This is a genomic window from Hymenobacter daecheongensis DSM 21074, from assembly GCF_900141805.1.
Classification (GTDB): domain Bacteria; phylum Bacteroidota; class Bacteroidia; order Cytophagales; family Hymenobacteraceae; genus Hymenobacter; species Hymenobacter daecheongensis.
In genome coordinates this window covers 309,638-323,683 of the sequence record NZ_FQYN01000001.1, presented here as the reverse complement: position 1 = coordinate 323,683, position 14,046 = coordinate 309,638, and the positions used below count along the sequence as shown (strand labels likewise).

At 60.7% G+C, this 14,046-nt stretch carries 17 protein-coding genes; 9 read left to right on the top strand and 8 right to left on the bottom strand.

Annotation, left to right across the window (positions count from 1 at the left end):
• Nucleotides 1-19: 19 nt before the first annotated feature.
• Entirely contained in the window at nt 20-595 is a 576-nt protein-coding gene (locus BUB62_RS01380) for a hypothetical protein (protein WP_073105216.1), read from the top strand.
• Here the strand turns inward: BUB62_RS01380 and BUB62_RS01375 are convergent.
• From BUB62_RS01375 to BUB62_RS01350, 6 genes are all read right to left on the bottom strand, one after another.
• Nucleotides 592-1,098: a GNAT family N-acetyltransferase gene (locus tag BUB62_RS01375; RefSeq protein ID WP_073105214.1), complete on the bottom strand. Its 507-nt coding sequence runs from the start codon at nt 1,096-1,098 to the stop codon at nt 592-594. The two genes, BUB62_RS01380 and BUB62_RS01375, sit on opposite strands and share 4 nt — an antisense overlap.
• A gap of 77 nt (nt 1,099-1,175) precedes the next feature.
• The gene (hemB, locus tag BUB62_RS01370) at nt 1,176-2,168 is read right to left on the bottom strand and encodes a porphobilinogen synthase (RefSeq protein ID WP_073105212.1); all 993 of its coding nucleotides are present in this window, start codon (nt 2,166-2,168) and stop codon (nt 1,176-1,178) included.
• Nucleotides 2,169-2,482: 314 nt separating this feature from the next.
• Complete coding sequence (locus BUB62_RS01365) at nt 2,483-3,088, bottom strand: hypothetical protein (RefSeq protein ID WP_073105210.1); 606 nt, start codon at nt 3,086-3,088, stop codon at nt 2,483-2,485.
• 60 nt (nt 3,089-3,148) lie between these two features.
• Nucleotides 3,149-3,364 (bottom strand): hypothetical protein, encoded by a 216-nt coding sequence (locus BUB62_RS01360; RefSeq protein ID WP_073105208.1) that lies wholly within the window; start codon nt 3,362-3,364, stop codon nt 3,149-3,151.
• Nucleotides 3,365-3,606: 242 nt separating this feature from the next.
• Nucleotides 3,607-4,863, bottom strand: a complete 1,257-nt coding sequence (gene rocD, locus BUB62_RS01355) for an ornithine--oxo-acid transaminase (RefSeq protein ID WP_073105206.1) — start codon at nt 4,861-4,863, stop codon at nt 3,607-3,609.
• Between the two features lie 117 nt (nt 4,864-4,980).
• On the bottom strand, nt 4,981-5,484 hold the full coding sequence (locus tag BUB62_RS01350) for a DUF2314 domain-containing protein (protein WP_084538731.1): 504 nt from the start codon (nt 5,482-5,484) through the stop codon (nt 4,981-4,983).
• A gap of 150 nt (nt 5,485-5,634) precedes the next feature.
• Here BUB62_RS01350 and BUB62_RS01345 point away from each other — a divergent pair, with 150 nt between their 5' ends.
• From BUB62_RS01345 to BUB62_RS01310, 8 genes are all read left to right on the top strand, one after another.
• Nucleotides 5,635-5,817 carry a C1orf53 family protein gene (locus tag BUB62_RS01345; RefSeq protein WP_073105202.1) on the top strand — a complete coding sequence of 61 codons (183 nt, stop codon included), beginning with the start codon at nt 5,635-5,637 and terminating at the stop codon, nt 5,815-5,817.
• Between the two features lie 94 nt (nt 5,818-5,911).
• A complete protein-coding gene (gene rpmB / locus BUB62_RS01340) occupies nt 5,912-6,151 on the top strand; it encodes a 50S ribosomal protein L28 (RefSeq protein ID WP_073105200.1) in 240 nt (79 codons plus the stop codon).
• A gap of 324 nt (nt 6,152-6,475) precedes the next feature.
• The gene (gene rpmG / locus BUB62_RS01335; RefSeq protein WP_073105198.1) at nt 6,476-6,658 is read left to right on the top strand and encodes a 50S ribosomal protein L33; all 183 of its coding nucleotides are present in this window, start codon (nt 6,476-6,478) and stop codon (nt 6,656-6,658) included.
• A gap of 7 nt (nt 6,659-6,665) precedes the next feature.
• Nucleotides 6,666-6,827 carry a DUF4295 domain-containing protein gene (locus tag BUB62_RS01330; protein WP_073105196.1) on the top strand — a complete coding sequence of 54 codons (162 nt, stop codon included), beginning with the start codon at nt 6,666-6,668 and terminating at the stop codon, nt 6,825-6,827.
• Nucleotides 6,828-7,068: 241 nt separating this feature from the next.
• Complete coding sequence (gene ftsY / locus BUB62_RS01325) at nt 7,069-8,046, top strand: signal recognition particle-docking protein FtsY (RefSeq protein WP_073105195.1); 978 nt, start codon at nt 7,069-7,071, stop codon at nt 8,044-8,046.
• Nucleotides 8,047-8,267: 221 nt separating this feature from the next.
• Complete coding sequence (gene rimO, locus BUB62_RS01320; protein WP_073105193.1) at nt 8,268-9,584, top strand: 30S ribosomal protein S12 methylthiotransferase RimO; 1,317 nt, start codon at nt 8,268-8,270, stop codon at nt 9,582-9,584.
• Nucleotides 9,585-9,763: 179 nt separating this feature from the next.
• Nucleotides 9,764-11,353 (top strand): bacillithiol biosynthesis cysteine-adding enzyme BshC, encoded by a 1,590-nt coding sequence (bshC, locus tag BUB62_RS01315; RefSeq protein WP_073105191.1) that lies wholly within the window; start codon nt 9,764-9,766, stop codon nt 11,351-11,353.
• 327 nt (nt 11,354-11,680) lie between these two features.
• Nucleotides 11,681-12,262 carry a 5-formyltetrahydrofolate cyclo-ligase gene (locus tag BUB62_RS01310; RefSeq protein ID WP_073105189.1) on the top strand — a complete coding sequence of 194 codons (582 nt, stop codon included), beginning with the start codon at nt 11,681-11,683 and terminating at the stop codon, nt 12,260-12,262.
• A gap of 3 nt (nt 12,263-12,265) precedes the next feature.
• Here BUB62_RS01310 and BUB62_RS01305 read toward each other — a convergent pair whose 3' ends face one another.
• Together BUB62_RS01305 and BUB62_RS01300 are read right to left on the bottom strand one after the other, a co-directional pair.
• Nucleotides 12,266-12,796 (bottom strand): GDYXXLXY domain-containing protein, encoded by a 531-nt coding sequence (locus BUB62_RS01305; protein WP_073105188.1) that lies wholly within the window; start codon nt 12,794-12,796, stop codon nt 12,266-12,268.
• A gap of 6 nt (nt 12,797-12,802) precedes the next feature.
• Entirely contained in the window at nt 12,803-14,017 is a 1,215-nt protein-coding gene (locus BUB62_RS01300) for a DUF2157 domain-containing protein (RefSeq protein ID WP_073105187.1), read from the bottom strand.
• Between the last annotated feature and the right edge of the window lie 29 nt (nt 14,018-14,046).

The window sequence follows — 14,046 nt, the reverse complement described above, 5'->3', positions numbered from 1 at the left end:
TTAGCCTCAATCAGCCCCTATGCTGCGCCTTCTATTGTTCCTTCTGCTCGCCCTGGTCACTCTTCCCGCTCAGGCGCAGCTCACGGCCGCTGCTACCGCCGACTACCTGCCCTGGAGCGCCACCCGACGCCTTACTGCTGCTGATTTTCGCTTAGCGCTGCGAGCCAATACCAATATGCGCGGCAGTAGCGCCGTTTTTCAGTTTGGTATGGAAGGCAATGCGTACGATTTGCTGGGTAAGCGCGGGAATGCTGTGGTGCACAACAATATGTTTCGTTCCGCCTCCTGGCTCGACACCACGGAAGTAAGCGAAGTGTCGCGCAGCCTCCGCTACCAGCAAACGCTCTTCGATATCCAGGAAATATACGCGCGCCGACTTCGCCAGCAGGGGCGGGCCAATGCCTGGAAAATTATTATGGTAGGCAAGCCCGATCTGCAGGAGCTAAGCGCGCAACTCCTCAAAGAAGACCAGCAGCGGCAGGTTAAGTACACCGAGGAAACGGCCTATGGCACCATCGAACAGGCCCAGGAAGCCTGGGAACGCCAGATTCTAAAGGAGCTGCAGGAGTTGCAAGCCTTCCAGCTTACCGACTAACCAAGCCGCTTCTCATAGCAGAAAAACCGCAGCCCCGGCCGAAACCCTAGCGTGATTTCGCCCGCGAAGCGGTAGCCCAGCTTCGGAAAAAGCAGTTGCGTAGCCGTGTTCTCGGAATTGGTATCCACGCGCAGCACCTGCAGGCTGTGCCGGGCGGCTAGGGTTTCGGCGTGCCGGAGTAGTGCCGCCGCCAGCCCGTGACCCTGGGCTGCCGGGTCTACGGCCAGGCGGTGCGTGACGAGGGCCGGCTCGGTGGCATCCCAGTCGGCCTGGACATATTCAGGGTCCTGGTCGTTGTAGGTGAGGGCGGCTACGGCGGCCACCTGCCCCGCCAGCTCGGCCACCCAGAGGTGGTTGCGGGCAATGTCCTGCCGAAATACTTCCTCGTTCGGGTAGTCACCTTCCCACTGAAAATTGCCGCCGGCCTGCATCAGCGGCACTACTTTTCGAATGAGGGCCATAATGGCGGGCAGGTCGGCGGCGGTGGCAAGGCGGATTAGCATAGCGCAAAACTGTAATGATGCGGGCAAAAAAAGAACGCGCCGGAGCGCGTTCCTGAAGTTACGGCTAGGAAACGATTTTAGCCCCGGCGCAGCACCGCGGCGGCTTCCTTGGCGAAATAGGTCAGAATAGCATCGGCCCCAGCCCGCTTGATGCTGGTCAGGACTTCCATCATGGTTTTTTCGCCATCGAGCCAGCCCTGCTGGGCGGCGGCCTTCACCATAGCGTACTCGCCCGATACGTTGTAGGCCGTTACGGGTAGGTTGGTGTGGTTTTTCACATCCAGAATCACGTCGAGGTAGCTCAGGGCGGGTTTCACCATCACCATATCGGCCCCTTCGGCCTCGTCGAGGGCCAGCTCGCGCAGGGCTTCGCGGCGGTTGGCGGGGTTCATCTGGTAGCTTTTCTTATCGCCCTTCTTGGGGGCCGAATCCAGCGCGTCGCGGAAGGGGCCGTAGAAGGCGGAGGCATACTTGGCCGTGTAGCTCATGATGCTCACGTGGCCAAAGGCGTTGCTGTCGAGCACGTCCCGGATCCAGGCCACGCGGCCATCCATCATATCCGAAGGGCCGATGATGTCGGCACCGGCGCGGGCCTGGGCCAGGGCCATCTGGCCCAGCACTTCCAGCGTGGCATCGTTGAGGATTTCGCCCGATTCGGCATCCACCACCCCATCGTGGCCGTCGCTGGAGTAAGGGTCCATGGCCACGTCAGTCATCAGCACTACGTCCGGAAACTGCCGCTTGATATCAGCCACCGTCTTCAGGTACAGCCCCTCCGCGTTGGCCGACTCGCGCGCCAAACGATCCTTCAGGTTGTCATTGATGCTCGGAAACGGCGCGAACGTATGAATGCCCAGCTCCACGCACTGCCCGATTTCATCAATGATCCGGTCGGCCGAAAACCGAAAAATGCCCGGCATAGACTTCACTTCTACCTGCTGGTTCTGGCCTTCGATAAGGAAAAGCGGGAAGATAAAATCGTGGGTGGTGAGGCGGGTTTCCTGCACCATGTCGCGGATAACCTGGGACTTACGGTTGCGGCGCGGGCGGTGCGTGGGGAGCTGGGGCATAGGGCGTTTTCAGATGAGAAGATGAGGAAGAACAGCGCGGGCAAAGGTAAGGTTGCGAAGGACGAGACTCAATCCGGGCCTGGGGCAAGTTAGGCCGCCACACTTGCGGAAGGGCGTCCCCGCAAGTGTGGCCAGGCACTTCCGTTGGGAAAGAATGCAAAAACAATTACGGCAGCCCTCTTTCCCAACGGAAGTGCCTCGATGTAATTGTTTTTGCCCCCTTTCCCAGCGGAAGTGCCTGAAAACAATTACATCAAGGCACTTCCGCTGGGAAAGCGGCCGAAAACAATCGTGGGAAAGCACTTCCGCGCTGCCTACAGGTTGAAGAACTCCTGAAACACCTCCCGCCAGCCGTGCTTGCCGCCAAAGGCCAGCCCCAGAAAGTAGTAGCCGGCCAGTACCACGGCCGCGCCTACGCCCAGTCCCAGCCAGCCGCCCAGCAGAATGCCGCCCACTACGCCGCCGACTACCAGCAGACCACCCAGCACCAGATGCCGGGTTTTGTGCTCCGTGCTGTCGTCAGGGGGCGGGGTGCGGCGGGAAGGTGCGCGTGCCGCCGCCTCACGCCGATGCAGTAGGGCCGAGTGGCGGTAGCCGAAGTATGGGGTGGGGGCGGCGCTGGGGCGCGGTGCGGGAGCCGACGCAACGGCTACCGCTGCCGGCACAGTGGCTGGCGCAGCCAGGGCTGGTGGAGCGGCCGTCGGCTTGGGGTGGCCCGCTATTTCGGTGGGCGCGGGCGGGGGTGGGGCAAACTCAAAGGCCACTTTTCCGCTCCGGCAGCCGGTAGTGAGCAGGAAAGCGGCCGGCAGTAGGCAGCGCAGCAATGGATTCATGCCCAAAAGTAAGTCGCCTTTGCCGGGCAGGGAAATCAGCTTTTCATCCGCATAAGAAAGCCGCGCCCGCCCGGCAAGAGGCAGCACGCGGCCAGAAAAAACGGAAAAGCACCAGCGTTCTTGTTCCGGCGTAGGCAATGCCAGCCGCTATTCTTGGCTGAACGAAGCCGCTTCGGTGGTCGTCATCGTCACGCGGGTGGCTTGTGGGCCCTGCGAATCGTGCAGCAATACCACCGTGGTATCTGCCGAAACCCGGGTGCCGGCCATCGGCCGCAAGCCCTGGCCATGTAAAGCCGAGCGCCCCGTCTGACAGCCGGTGGTTATCAGAATAATGCCAAAAAATAAAGCAATGAGGGCGCGCATGGCGGTAGGATCGAGGATGTGATGCTGTAAAATTACATTGTCTGGCCCTCTAACCTTTCCTATGTTCGATTAAGTTTCCGCTTCACCCCACCAACGGGAATATTTCCCCGGTCAGCACTGGTTTTGGGAGCCGGAAGCTACTAGCGCCTCCGCCTCGACCTTTGTCGGCTATTTGGCTTCCACAAAAAAGCGGACCCTCTGCTTGGCAGAAGGTCCGCTTTTTTGTGCGTCGGCAGCGGCGCTTAAAACTCTAGTATTACCTGCTCAATGATGTCGCAGGCCTCGTGCATCTGCTCCTCCGTAATCACCAGCGGCGGGGCAAAGCGGATGATGTCGCCGTGCGTGGGCTTGGCCAGCAGGCCGCGCTCCATCAGCGTCACGCACACGTCCCAGGCCGTGCGGCCATCTTCGGCGGGCCGTATCACTACGGCATTCAGCAGACCTTTGCCGCGCACCAGCTCCACTACTTCGGGGCGTTTTGCCATCACCCGGCGCATCCGCTCCCGGAATACCTCGCCCAAAATGCGCGCATTGCTGATCAGGTGCTCGTCGTGCAGTACGTCCAGCGCGGCCCGCAGCACGGCGCAGGCCAGCGGGTTGCCGCCGAAAGTAGAGCCGTGCTGGCCGGGCTGAATGGTCAGCATCACCTCATCGCGCGCCAGCACCGCCGATACCGGCAGCACGCCGCCGCTTAGGGCCTTGCCCAGCACCAGAATGTCGGCGTGCACGCCCTCGTAGCAGGTGGCCAGCAGCTCACCGGTGCGGCCCAGCCCGGTCTGAATCTCATCGGCAATAAACAGCACCTTATGCTCTCTGCACAGTGCAAAGGCCTTGGCCAGATAGCCCTCGGAGGGCACCATCACGCCGGCTTCGCCCTGAATGGGCTCCACCAGGAAAGCGCAGACGTGCGGGTCCTGCAGCGCCTCGGCCAGCGCTTCCAGGTCGTCATAAGGAACCACTTGATAACCCGGCATGTAGGGGCCGAAACCGCCGGTGCTGTCGCCGTCGGTGCTGAAGGAGATAATGCCCGTGGTGCGGCCGTGGAAGTTGTGCTCGGCCACCAATATCCGGGCCTGATTAGGGGCAATGCCTTTCTCCTGGTAGCCCCACTTGCGGGCCAGCTTCAGGGCCGTTTCCACCGCTTCGGCCCCCGAGTTCATCAGCAGGGCCTTGTCGTAGTTGAACAGCTCGCACAGCTGCTTCTCCGCGGCTCCGAGCTGGTCGTTGAAAAACGCGCGGCTGGTAAGGGTAAGCTTCTGCGCCTGCTCCACCATAGCCCCAATGATGCGTGGGTGACAATGGCCCTGGTTCACAGCCGAGTAGGCTGAGAGGAAATCGTAGTAGCGTCGGCCTTCCACATCCCACAGATGCACGCCTTCGCCCCGGCTCAGCACCACGGGCAGCGGGTGGTAGTTGTGGGCACCGTAGCGGTCTTCGAGGGCCATCAGCTCCTGGCTGCGGCTGGCGGTTTCGGCAGGATGGGTGGGAGTGGCGTGCATGGGGAAGGAGCAGGTTTAGACCAGAAAATAGGTTTAATTCCTTCAAAAATACGCAAAAATGGCCGGCCCAGACCAGCCGTCGGCGTTTCGCCGTTGCGCGGAGCGGTGGCCCACCACTCAGCGGTCCAGCGCGTCGAGGCGGCGCTGAATATCCAGGAACTTGCCCACGTAGTTGCCCTCCTCGGCGCCGTTGGCCCTCACCAGCGTCCAGTCGAGCACGGCGCTGGTCGTAAACTCAATTTCCTGGCCGGCCGCGTAGGTTTTCACGGCTTCCAGCGCATTGGCAATGGTGCCCTGCACGTAGGGGCCTTCCCACTGCCGCACCAGCACAAACACCTGCTCAAAGGTGCCGTCGGGGTCCTGCACGCGGGTGGTCAGGTAGAAGGTTTCGCCGGGTCGCAGGCCTGCCTGATAGCGCCGCTGGGCTTCGGCCAGCGTGCGTCGGGCCTCCCGCACCGGCTCCGCTATCAATTGGTCAAACTCCTGCATGGACTGGGCCGGGCTAGCCGGGCGGCCAGCGGCGGGCACTACCACGGCCACCGGCCGGTCGGGCTGCTGGGCCAGGACCGTAGTGGCAAGGCTCAGCAAGGAAAAAGCGCACAACAACGGACGAAGGAGCATACCGGGGCCCCGACGGGCGCAAAGCCGCGCCGGGGCAGCTAAGTTACCAATAAAAGGGAATTCGGTTTTTAGTAGCCAAAACAGCCCGAATCAGGCGTGCTGGCCGGCTTCCGGCCGCCAAATCGGGCACTCTGCGTACCTTGCGGCCGTATGGCTGCCAAACCGCAAACACTTCAGCCGGGCGACTTTTACCTCACGCCCGAAGGCTTTATGGTATTCACGGAGCAGTATCATCTGCGGCGGGGCAGCTGCTGTAAAAGCGGCTGCCGGCACTGCCCGTGGGGTTTTGGCAAAGCCGGCTCCCCGAAGCCGGCCCGGCCCAAGCAGGGCTAACCGCTTATTTTTCAGCCCCCCGGTTTGGTTTTACCGGAGTTATGCCGATATTTGCGTCCCTTTTTGCATTGAAACCTCTAAGTCCCCCGATATCATGGCCCGAGTTTGTGATCTGACCGGCAAGCGTACCCGCGTAGGCAACAACGTTTCGCACGCCAACAACAAGACGAAGCGTAAGTTCTACCCGAACCTGCAGAAGAAGCGCTTCTACATTCCTGAGGAAGATGCCTGGGTTACCCTGAAAGTAGCCACCAGCACCATCCGCACCATCAACAAGAACGGCATCATGGCCGTCTTGAAGAAGGCCAAGGAGCAGGGCTTCATCGTTTACTAGCTTTCCGGCGGGCCGCCCTCCGGCAGTCTGCAGAAATTTTCCGGCAACGGAGCGAGCAGTGGCTGCAAGGCCGCGAGCTGGCTCCGTTGTTATTTTGTCGCTGCGGTTCTGGCGGCCGGCTCATAGCAGTCGGTGGGCCACTGGGCTGAGCGACGCAGGTGTTTTCGGCGCGTGCTCATTTGAGCGTAGCGCAAATGCTGCCGTTTGGCGGGCGTGAAAAGAGCGAGGAAATAGAAAACTTCCCGCTTCATTGTGCTGACCGTTTGGCGATTCCGAAAACCCTTGTACCTTTGCAGTCCTTAATCCAAAAACCCCCAAGTCGAGATGGCTAAGAAAGGAAACCGGGTGCAGGTAATCCTCGAGTGCACCGAGCACAAAAACTCGGGTCAGCCGGGCACCTCGCGCTACATTACCACCAAGAACCGCAAAAACACGCCTGAGCGTATTGAGTTGAAGAAATTCAACGCGGTGTTGCGCAAAATGACCGTTCACAAGGAAATTAAGTAACTGAACGATGGCTAAGAAAGTAGTAGCAACCCTGAAAGTAGCAGGCGGCAAAGACTGGGCAAAGGTCATCCGTGCTGTAAAGTCGCCTAAAACCGGTGCCTACACGTTCCGCGAGGAAATGGTACCCGTTGATAAAGTGCAGGAATTCATTGCTTCGGGCACGAAGTAGTTCCGCGCCCCTGGTGGCGTACCGAATCAAGTGAAGAAGTCCCGCCAGCGTGGGACTTTTTTGCGTGTTAGGGTTTTTGGGGTCTTAGGGTCTTAGGGTCTTGGGGTCTTGGATTTTTTGTCGGTGGCGACTTTGCCTGGCAGAACCCTAACTTGCCAACTGATTACCCGGCTTATGCCGGATTGGGGCTGAGCAGCCTGTTCAACCAAGTTCCCAAGACCCTAAGACCCCAAGACCCCAGATGGGACTTTTCGACTTTTTCAAGAAGGATAAAGAGAGCAAGGAACAGCAGGAATCGCTGGATAAGGGGCTGGAGAAGTCCAAAACCAGCTTTTTCGACCAGCTCAGCAAGGCCGTGGTGGGCAAGTCCACCGTGGACGAAGCCGTGCTCGACGACCTGGAAACGCTGCTGGTGCACGCCGACGTGGGCATCGACACGACCGTAAAAGTCATTGACCGGATTGAGAAGCGCGTGGCCCGCGACAAGTACGTGAGCACCTCGGATCTGGACCGCATTCTGCGCGAGGAAATTGCCGAGCTGCTCGACGCCAACAGCGGCGCCACCGGCTCCCGCGCCATCCTGGACCGCGCCGACAGCCCCGGCCAGCCCTTCGTGATAATGGTGGTGGGTGTGAATGGCGTGGGCAAAACCACCACTATCGGCAAGCTGGCGCACCGCTTCCACTCGGCCGGCAAGAAGGTCGTACTCGGTGCCGCCGATACGTTCCGGGCCGCTGCCGTCGATCAGCTTATCATCTGGGGGCAGCGCGTGGGGGTGCCGGTCATTTCGCACGGCATGAACACCGACCCGGCTTCCGTGGCCTACGATGCTGTGCAAAAAGGCGTAGAAATGGGGGCCGATGTGGTCATCATCGACACGGCCGGCCGCCTGCACAACAAGGTGAACCTGATGAACGAGCTAAGCAAAATCAAGCGCGTGATGCAGAAGGTGATTCCCGATGCGCCGCACGAGGTATTGCTGGTGCTGGATGGCAGCACCGGGCAGAATGCTTTTCTGCAGGCTAAGGAATTTACCAAAGCCACCGAGGTTACGGCGCTGGCCGTCACCAAGCTCGACGGCACGGCCAAGGGCGGCGTGGTCATTGGTATTTCCGATCAGTTCAGCATTCCGGTGCGCTATATTGGGGTGGGGGAGAAGATGACGGATCTGCAGCTGTTTGACCGGCACACGTTTGTTAACTCGCTGTTCAAGAAATAAAGAGTCTAAGCTAGAAAACTAGCTCCCCTCCTTTTTTAAGGAGGGGTTGGGGGTGGTTCAATCGTTGAACGGTGACTAGCTCTAGTTACAGTTCAACGATATTCTAGCTCTAGCAACCACCCCGCCCTTCGGGTACCCCTCCTTGAAAAAAGGAGGGGAACTTAGTTATAGTCTTTTGGCTTTTAAGTTGCTCTAAATCAAATCATAAAACGCAGTACGTTTTGAAAGTAAGAAGCCAGCAGGCCAACAAAGTAAACGTCATCACCCTAGGGTGCTCCAAAAATCTGGTTGATTCGGAGGTGCTGATGGGCCAGCTCAAGGCCAACAGTTTCGATGTGACCCATGAGGCCGATAAGTCGGATGCCAACATCGTGATTATCAATACCTGCGGCTTTATTGACAACGCCAAGCAGGAAAGCATCGACACCATTCTGCGCTACGCGGAGGAGAAGGATGCGGGCCGTTTGGAGAAGCTCTATGTGACCGGGTGCCTCTCGCAGCGCTACAAGGACGATCTGGAAACGGAGATTCCGCAGGTAGACGCGTTTTTCGGCACGCTGGAGATGCCGCAGCTGCTCAAGACGCTGGAGGCGAACTACATGCATGAGCTGGTAGGTGAGCGGATTCTGACCACGCCCAAGCATTTCGCCTACTTCAAGATTGCCGAGGGCTGCAACCGGCCCTGCTCGTTCTGCGCCATCCCGCTGATGCGCGGCAAGCACGTGGACCGGCCCATTGAGGACTTGGTAAAGGAAGCCAAGCGCCTGGCGGCCATGGGCACAAAGGAGTTGATTCTCATTGCCCAGGACCTGACCTACTACGGCCTGCAGCATTACGGCGAGCGGAAGCTGGCCGACCTGCTCCGCAACCTATCCGACGTGAACGGCATCGACTGGATCCGAATGCAATATGCCTATCCTTCGCAGTTCCCGATGGATGCGCTGGACGTGATGGTGGAGCGCCCCAACATTTGCCACTACCTGGATATGCCACTGCAGCATATTTCGGATAACATGCTGAAAACCATGCGCCGCGGCATCTCGAAGCGCCGCACCATCGAGCTGGTGGATACCATCCGGCAGCGCGTGCCGGATATTGCCCTGCGAACCACGCTCATTGCCGGCCACCCCGGCGAGACGGAACAGGATTTCGACGAACTGTACGACTTCGTGGAGAAAACCCGCTTCGAGCGACTGGGTATTTTCACGTATTCGCACGAGGAAAGCACGCATTCCTACTCGCTGCCCGACGACGTGCCGGCCGAGCTGAAGCAGGAGCGGGCCGACCGCATTATGGAGCTGCAGCAGGGCATTTCGATGGAGCTGAACGAAGAGAAAGTGGGCCAGACCTACAAAGTGCTCTTCGACCGCAAGGAAAGCGGCTACTTCGTGGGCCGCACCGAATACGACTCGCCGGAGGTGGACAACGAGGTGCTGGTGCCCGCCACCCCCGATACGCACGTCCGCCTCGGCGGCTTCGCCACCGTGCAGATTACCGATGCTTCGGACTTTGATCTGTATGGCGTATTGGTGAAGTAATCTGAACCACGGATTCGCGGATTTTTCGGATTTTGTAAACAGCGCGCCCGGCTTTCTTTAGGAGGCTGGCCGCGTTTTTTTGGGCGGCGGCTAACTTTCAACTGCGCTACCTGTTCAGGCAGTCATTTGGGCCGTATGCTGTTATTTGTGCCCAAGCCCGCCCGATTTTTCCCTCTTCTATGCCCCTGCACCACCTGAGCTACGCCGCTACTGGCGCTTTTTCGCCTTTCCTGTCCGACTACGTAGCGCGTCGTCCCGAGCTGAGCCCGTTTTATCACCGCTTCCCGGCGTTGGCAGAGTTTGAGGCCCAGATAGAAGAGAAGAAAGCCGCTTACACGCCCGAGGCGCGGCAGCGGCTGGTAGCGGCGTTGCGCGAGCAGTACGCCCGGCTCAGCGACGTGAACCCGCTGGTGCAAGCCAATATCGACCTGCTGGCGCAGGACACCACGTTTACCGTCGTGACCGGGCACCAGCTCAACCTGTTTACCGGGCCCCTGTATTTCGTGTATAAGATTGCCTCGGCGGTGAAGCTTTGTCGGCAGTTGAAAGCAAAGTATCCACAATACGACTTCGTGCCCGTGTACTGGATGGCCACGGAAGACCACGACTTCGCCGAAATCAACCACTTCAACCTCTTCAATAAGCGCTACGCCTGGGAGGCCGCTGAAACCGGCGGGCCGGTGGGCCGGCTGAAGCTGGATGGGCTGGCCGCGCAGGTGCTCGACCACTTGCCGGCCGAGGTGCCGGCCGCTTTTCAGGAGGCGTACCGCGCTTCGGCTACGCTGGCTGAGGCCACGCAGCGCCTCACGCACAGCCTGTTTGGCGAGTTCGGTCTGGTGAGCCTTGATGCCGACCATCCGGTGCTGAAGCAGGCGCTGGTGCCGGTGCTGGAGCGCGAAATAACCGAGCATGCTTCCAACCAAGCCGTGCAGGCCACCAACGCCCGCCTCGAAGCCATCGGCTATAAGCCGCAGGTGTATTCGCGGCCGCTGAATCTGTTTTTCTTGACTGATGCCGGCAAGCGTGAGCGGCTGGAGCTGGACGCGGAAGCCGACTGCGTGCAGGTGACCATCCGTAACACCAATCATTGCCACACCCAAGACGAATTGCTGGCGCTGGCCCGGCAGCACCCCGAGCAGTTTAGCCCCAATGTGGTGCTGCGGCCCGTGTATCAGGAGTTGCTGCTGCCCAACCTGTGCTATATCGGCGGCGGGGCGGAGGTGGCGTACTGGTTTCAGCTGAAGGCGGTATTCGACACGTATGGCGTGCCATTTCCGATGGTGCTGCTGCGCAATTCGGCGCTGTATCTGGGCAAGGCCAACGCGGGCAAGCTGCGCAAGCTAGGTCTCACGCCAACCGATATTTTCAAGCCGCTGGCCGAGCTGAAAAAGCAGGTGGGTGCCACGCTGGGTCAGGAGGAAATCAGCCTGGCGGCCCAGCAACAGGCGCTGGCGGCGGCCTTTAAGGAAATTGCGGATCTCGCCCAGCGCCTCGACCCGACGCTGGTGAAGACCGTGGCGGCCGAGCAGCAGAAGGTGGCCGGCGGCGTGGCCGGGCTGGAAAAGCGCCTCAGCAAAGCCGCCGAAGCCAAGCACGAAACCGTCTATTCCCAGCTCACGGCCCTCAAAGACAAACTCTTCCCCAGCGGCGAGCTACAGGAGCGCTCCGACAGCGTGCTCAGCATTCTGATTAACAACCCGGATTTTCTGCGGCAATTGGTAGATGCCTTCGAGCCGCTGGCGCTGGAGTTTACGGTGCTGGAAGAGTAGGTTTTAATGTGCTGATGTGCTGATTTTTTGATGTGATGATTTCGAACTTCTATTCCTGTTACAAGTCATACGATAGCCGCAGCGCGGCGGTAGGTTTGTAGAGAATTACGAATGAAGCAATACAAAGCCGCGTAGCGGTGACAGAAATGCCCGAACGATTCTGTCACCGCTATGCGGCTTTTTCGTTCATTGGGACATTGATACTACAAACCTGTCGCCGCTACGCGGCTTTTTTGCAACCTCGACTACGGGGCGCATCGTGTGGGCTCTATCTTATTGTGTTGGAATAAAATGCCTGATAGTCAGAAGCCAGCAGCGCAGCAATCCTTGACCAAAGCCGAATTGCGCCCTCAGATGCTGGCGCGCCGCCGTGCCCTGCTGGCTGATGAGGTAGCCCGGCGCAGCGTGGCGCTCCGCGAGCAGCTAATGGGGGATTTTCCGGTGGCACAGTGGCGGTGGCTGCATGTGTTTCTGCCCATTGCGCAGCAGCACGAGCCTGATACCTGGGAGATGGTTCGGGAAATATGGCGGCAGCTGCTGCCAGTGCAGTTGGCCGTGCCCGTGGTGCAGCCCGATGGCCGCACGCTTCGCCACTTCCGCCTCACGCCCGACACGAAGCTGGTCACGAACCGTTGGGGAATTTCGGAGCCCATAGACGCGCCAGAAATAGCTCCCGCCGCCTTCGATGCTGTGCTGGTTCCGCTGCTGGCCTTCGATGAGCAGGGACACCGCGTGGGCTACGGCAAAGGCTTCTACGACCGTTTTCTGTCCGAATGTCGTCCCGATGCCCTGCGCATCGGCGTGAGCCTAGAGCCGCCGGTTTTCCGAATAACGGATGCCTGGGCGGGCGATGTGTGCCTGCACGCCTGCCTCACGCCGGAGCGGGTGTGGCGATTTGACGACGTGTAGGCCTTACTTCGCCAGCGCATTTACCGCCGTAATCCGGGCCTGACCCCACGGCGCGATGCTGACTTTCACCAGCAGCACCGGCCGCTTTTCCAGCTTCCGGCCCTCGCCTTCGGGGACGTAGTAGCGCTCCAGTCCGTAGCGGATGCGCAGGCCGTGCCGCCAGCTATTCGTAATCCAGCCGCGCAGCACGGCTTGGCGGGGCTCGATGGCTGGCTTGCTGGCATACACGCCGAGGGCTTCGTAGGCACCGTGGGCGGGCTGCAGCACCACATACACCGGCTCATTGGGGCGGGCTTCGCGGTTGGTTTCGCGCCACAGCCGGCGGGGCAGCTGACTAATGGTGTAGTGCAGGCGCACGTAGTCACCGTAGAGCAGGTCGCGCGGATCGACGGGGGCGGTGCGCAGCGTGATGGTGCGGCCCCACGCCGTAGTGGCGTAGCCAGCTGCTGCTACGCCGATAATAAAGAGGGCCTGCACCGCCACGGCGAGCAGCACGAGCCGATGGCGGCGGGCGAGGGGCAGAGGAGTAGCCATAGCCGCTTATTCCGATTTGGGGGGCAAAGCCCTAGCCGCCGCCCGCCTTAAGTACCAGCTCAGTCCCAGCAGCAAGGCCCCGCCGCACAGGAAAAACAGCGACTTATCCATAAAGGCCCACGTCAGCTTGAAATAGGCGGCCATCGTGGTGAGGATAAACAGTGTGATGCCCAGCGTGATACGGTCGGGGTTGTGCTCCTGCTGCGCCCGCCACAGCACAGCGCCCGAGTAGGCATACAGCACCACCAGCGTAGCCACGGCCAGTGCCAGGCCGCTGGGCAGGTAGAAGCCCGGCAGCAGCAGCAGCCAGTCGGTGAGGCTGCCCAGGCGGCCCCGTGCCCGTTTGCCGGCGGCTGAGAGGGCCAGCACGGCCAGCAGGGCGCTCAGGTAGGCCAGCAGCGGGGGGCGCAGCAGACCGGCGTAGGTATCGGTTTCGCCATACAGGGCCAGGCCGAAGGTGAACAGGAAAGCTGCCACGAGCGGCGGGGCCTGCAAAGCGCGGCCGGCGGGCCGGTCGGGCTGCCAGTCGCCGGCGGCATACACCAGCATGGCCGGGATGAAAAACCAGGTGATTTTGGCGTGCAGAAAGCTGATCAGCAGGCCCGCCTGCCACAGAATGCCGCTGGCCAGTACGCCGCCCAGCACAGCATCGGGCCGCCGCCACCAGTACCAGCCCAGCCCGCCCACCGTGAGGGCCGCCGTGAAGTAGCTGAAGCCGCTGAGTTGCCCGGTGCTGTAGCCCTGCACGATGCCGCCGATGCAGACCGTAAGGGCAAACAGAAAGCGGCTCTGATACAGAAATGTGAGGGCCGCACCCGCCGCCGCCCAGGCCAGCAGCCCGGTCACGTCGTAGCCGATGAGTTGGTACATCTGGCTGGTCAGCACGATGCCGGCCCCGAACAGAATCAGCCCCAGCCCCACCAGGCCAATGCCGAGGGAGTCATTGGCGCCGCGGCGCAGGAAGTATTCGCCGGCGGCGTAGGCTCCGCCCATCGAGCCGAGCAGCAGCAGCAGGCGCACCAGCTCCGGCAGGCCCTGCCAGTTGGCGGCAATCAGGCTCAGCGCACTAAGGCCCACCAGCAGGCTGCCCAGCAGCGGCAACAGCCCCACCACGCGCCCTTCCTCGGGGTACAGCGCCGTCAGCCGCTGCTGCTGCTCCGCCGTGATGATGCCCTGCGCCACCCATTTCGGGCCTTCAGTTTCCAGTAGCTTCCTGCTCATAGTTCAGGCCCAACTTACGCAGAAAGGGG

Bases quoted from the DNA above. Each gene is read 5' to 3' on its own strand.
- BUB62_RS01300 (WP_073105187.1), bottom strand. From the start codon at position 14,017: ATGAGCAGGAAGCTACTGGAAACTGAAGGCCCGAAATGGGTGGCGCAG.
- BUB62_RS01345 (WP_073105202.1), top strand. From the start codon at position 5,635: ATGGCTGCCAAACCGCAAACACTTCAGCCGGGCGACTTTTACCTCACG.
- BUB62_RS01380 (WP_073105216.1), top strand. From the start codon at position 20: ATGCTGCGCCTTCTATTGTTCCTTCTGCTCGCCCTGGTCACTCTTCCC.
- BUB62_RS01330 (WP_073105196.1), top strand. From the start codon at position 6,666: ATGGCTAAGAAAGTAGTAGCAACCCTGAAAGTAGCAGGCGGCAAAGAC.
- BUB62_RS01350 (WP_084538731.1), bottom strand. From the start codon at position 5,484: ATGCTCCTTCGTCCGTTGTTGTGCGCTTTTTCCTTGCTGAGCCTTGCC.
- bshC (WP_073105191.1), top strand. From the start codon at position 9,764: ATGCCCCTGCACCACCTGAGCTACGCCGCTACTGGCGCTTTTTCGCCT.
- rpmB (WP_073105200.1), top strand. From the start codon at position 5,912: ATGGCCCGAGTTTGTGATCTGACCGGCAAGCGTACCCGCGTAGGCAAC.
- hemB (WP_073105212.1), bottom strand. From the start codon at position 2,168: ATGCCCCAGCTCCCCACGCACCGCCCGCGCCGCAACCGTAAGTCCCAG.
- rocD (WP_073105206.1), bottom strand. From the start codon at position 4,863: ATGCACGCCACTCCCACCCATCCTGCCGAAACCGCCAGCCGCAGCCAG.
- ftsY (WP_073105195.1), top strand. From the start codon at position 7,069: ATGGGACTTTTCGACTTTTTCAAGAAGGATAAAGAGAGCAAGGAACAG.
- BUB62_RS01305 (WP_073105188.1), bottom strand. From the start codon at position 12,796: ATGGCTACTCCTCTGCCCCTCGCCCGCCGCCATCGGCTCGTGCTGCTC.
- rpmG (WP_073105198.1), top strand. From the start codon at position 6,476: ATGGCTAAGAAAGGAAACCGGGTGCAGGTAATCCTCGAGTGCACCGAG.
- BUB62_RS01360 (WP_073105208.1), bottom strand. From the start codon at position 3,364: ATGCGCGCCCTCATTGCTTTATTTTTTGGCATTATTCTGATAACCACC.
- BUB62_RS01375 (WP_073105214.1), bottom strand. From the start codon at position 1,098: ATGCTAATCCGCCTTGCCACCGCCGCCGACCTGCCCGCCATTATGGCC.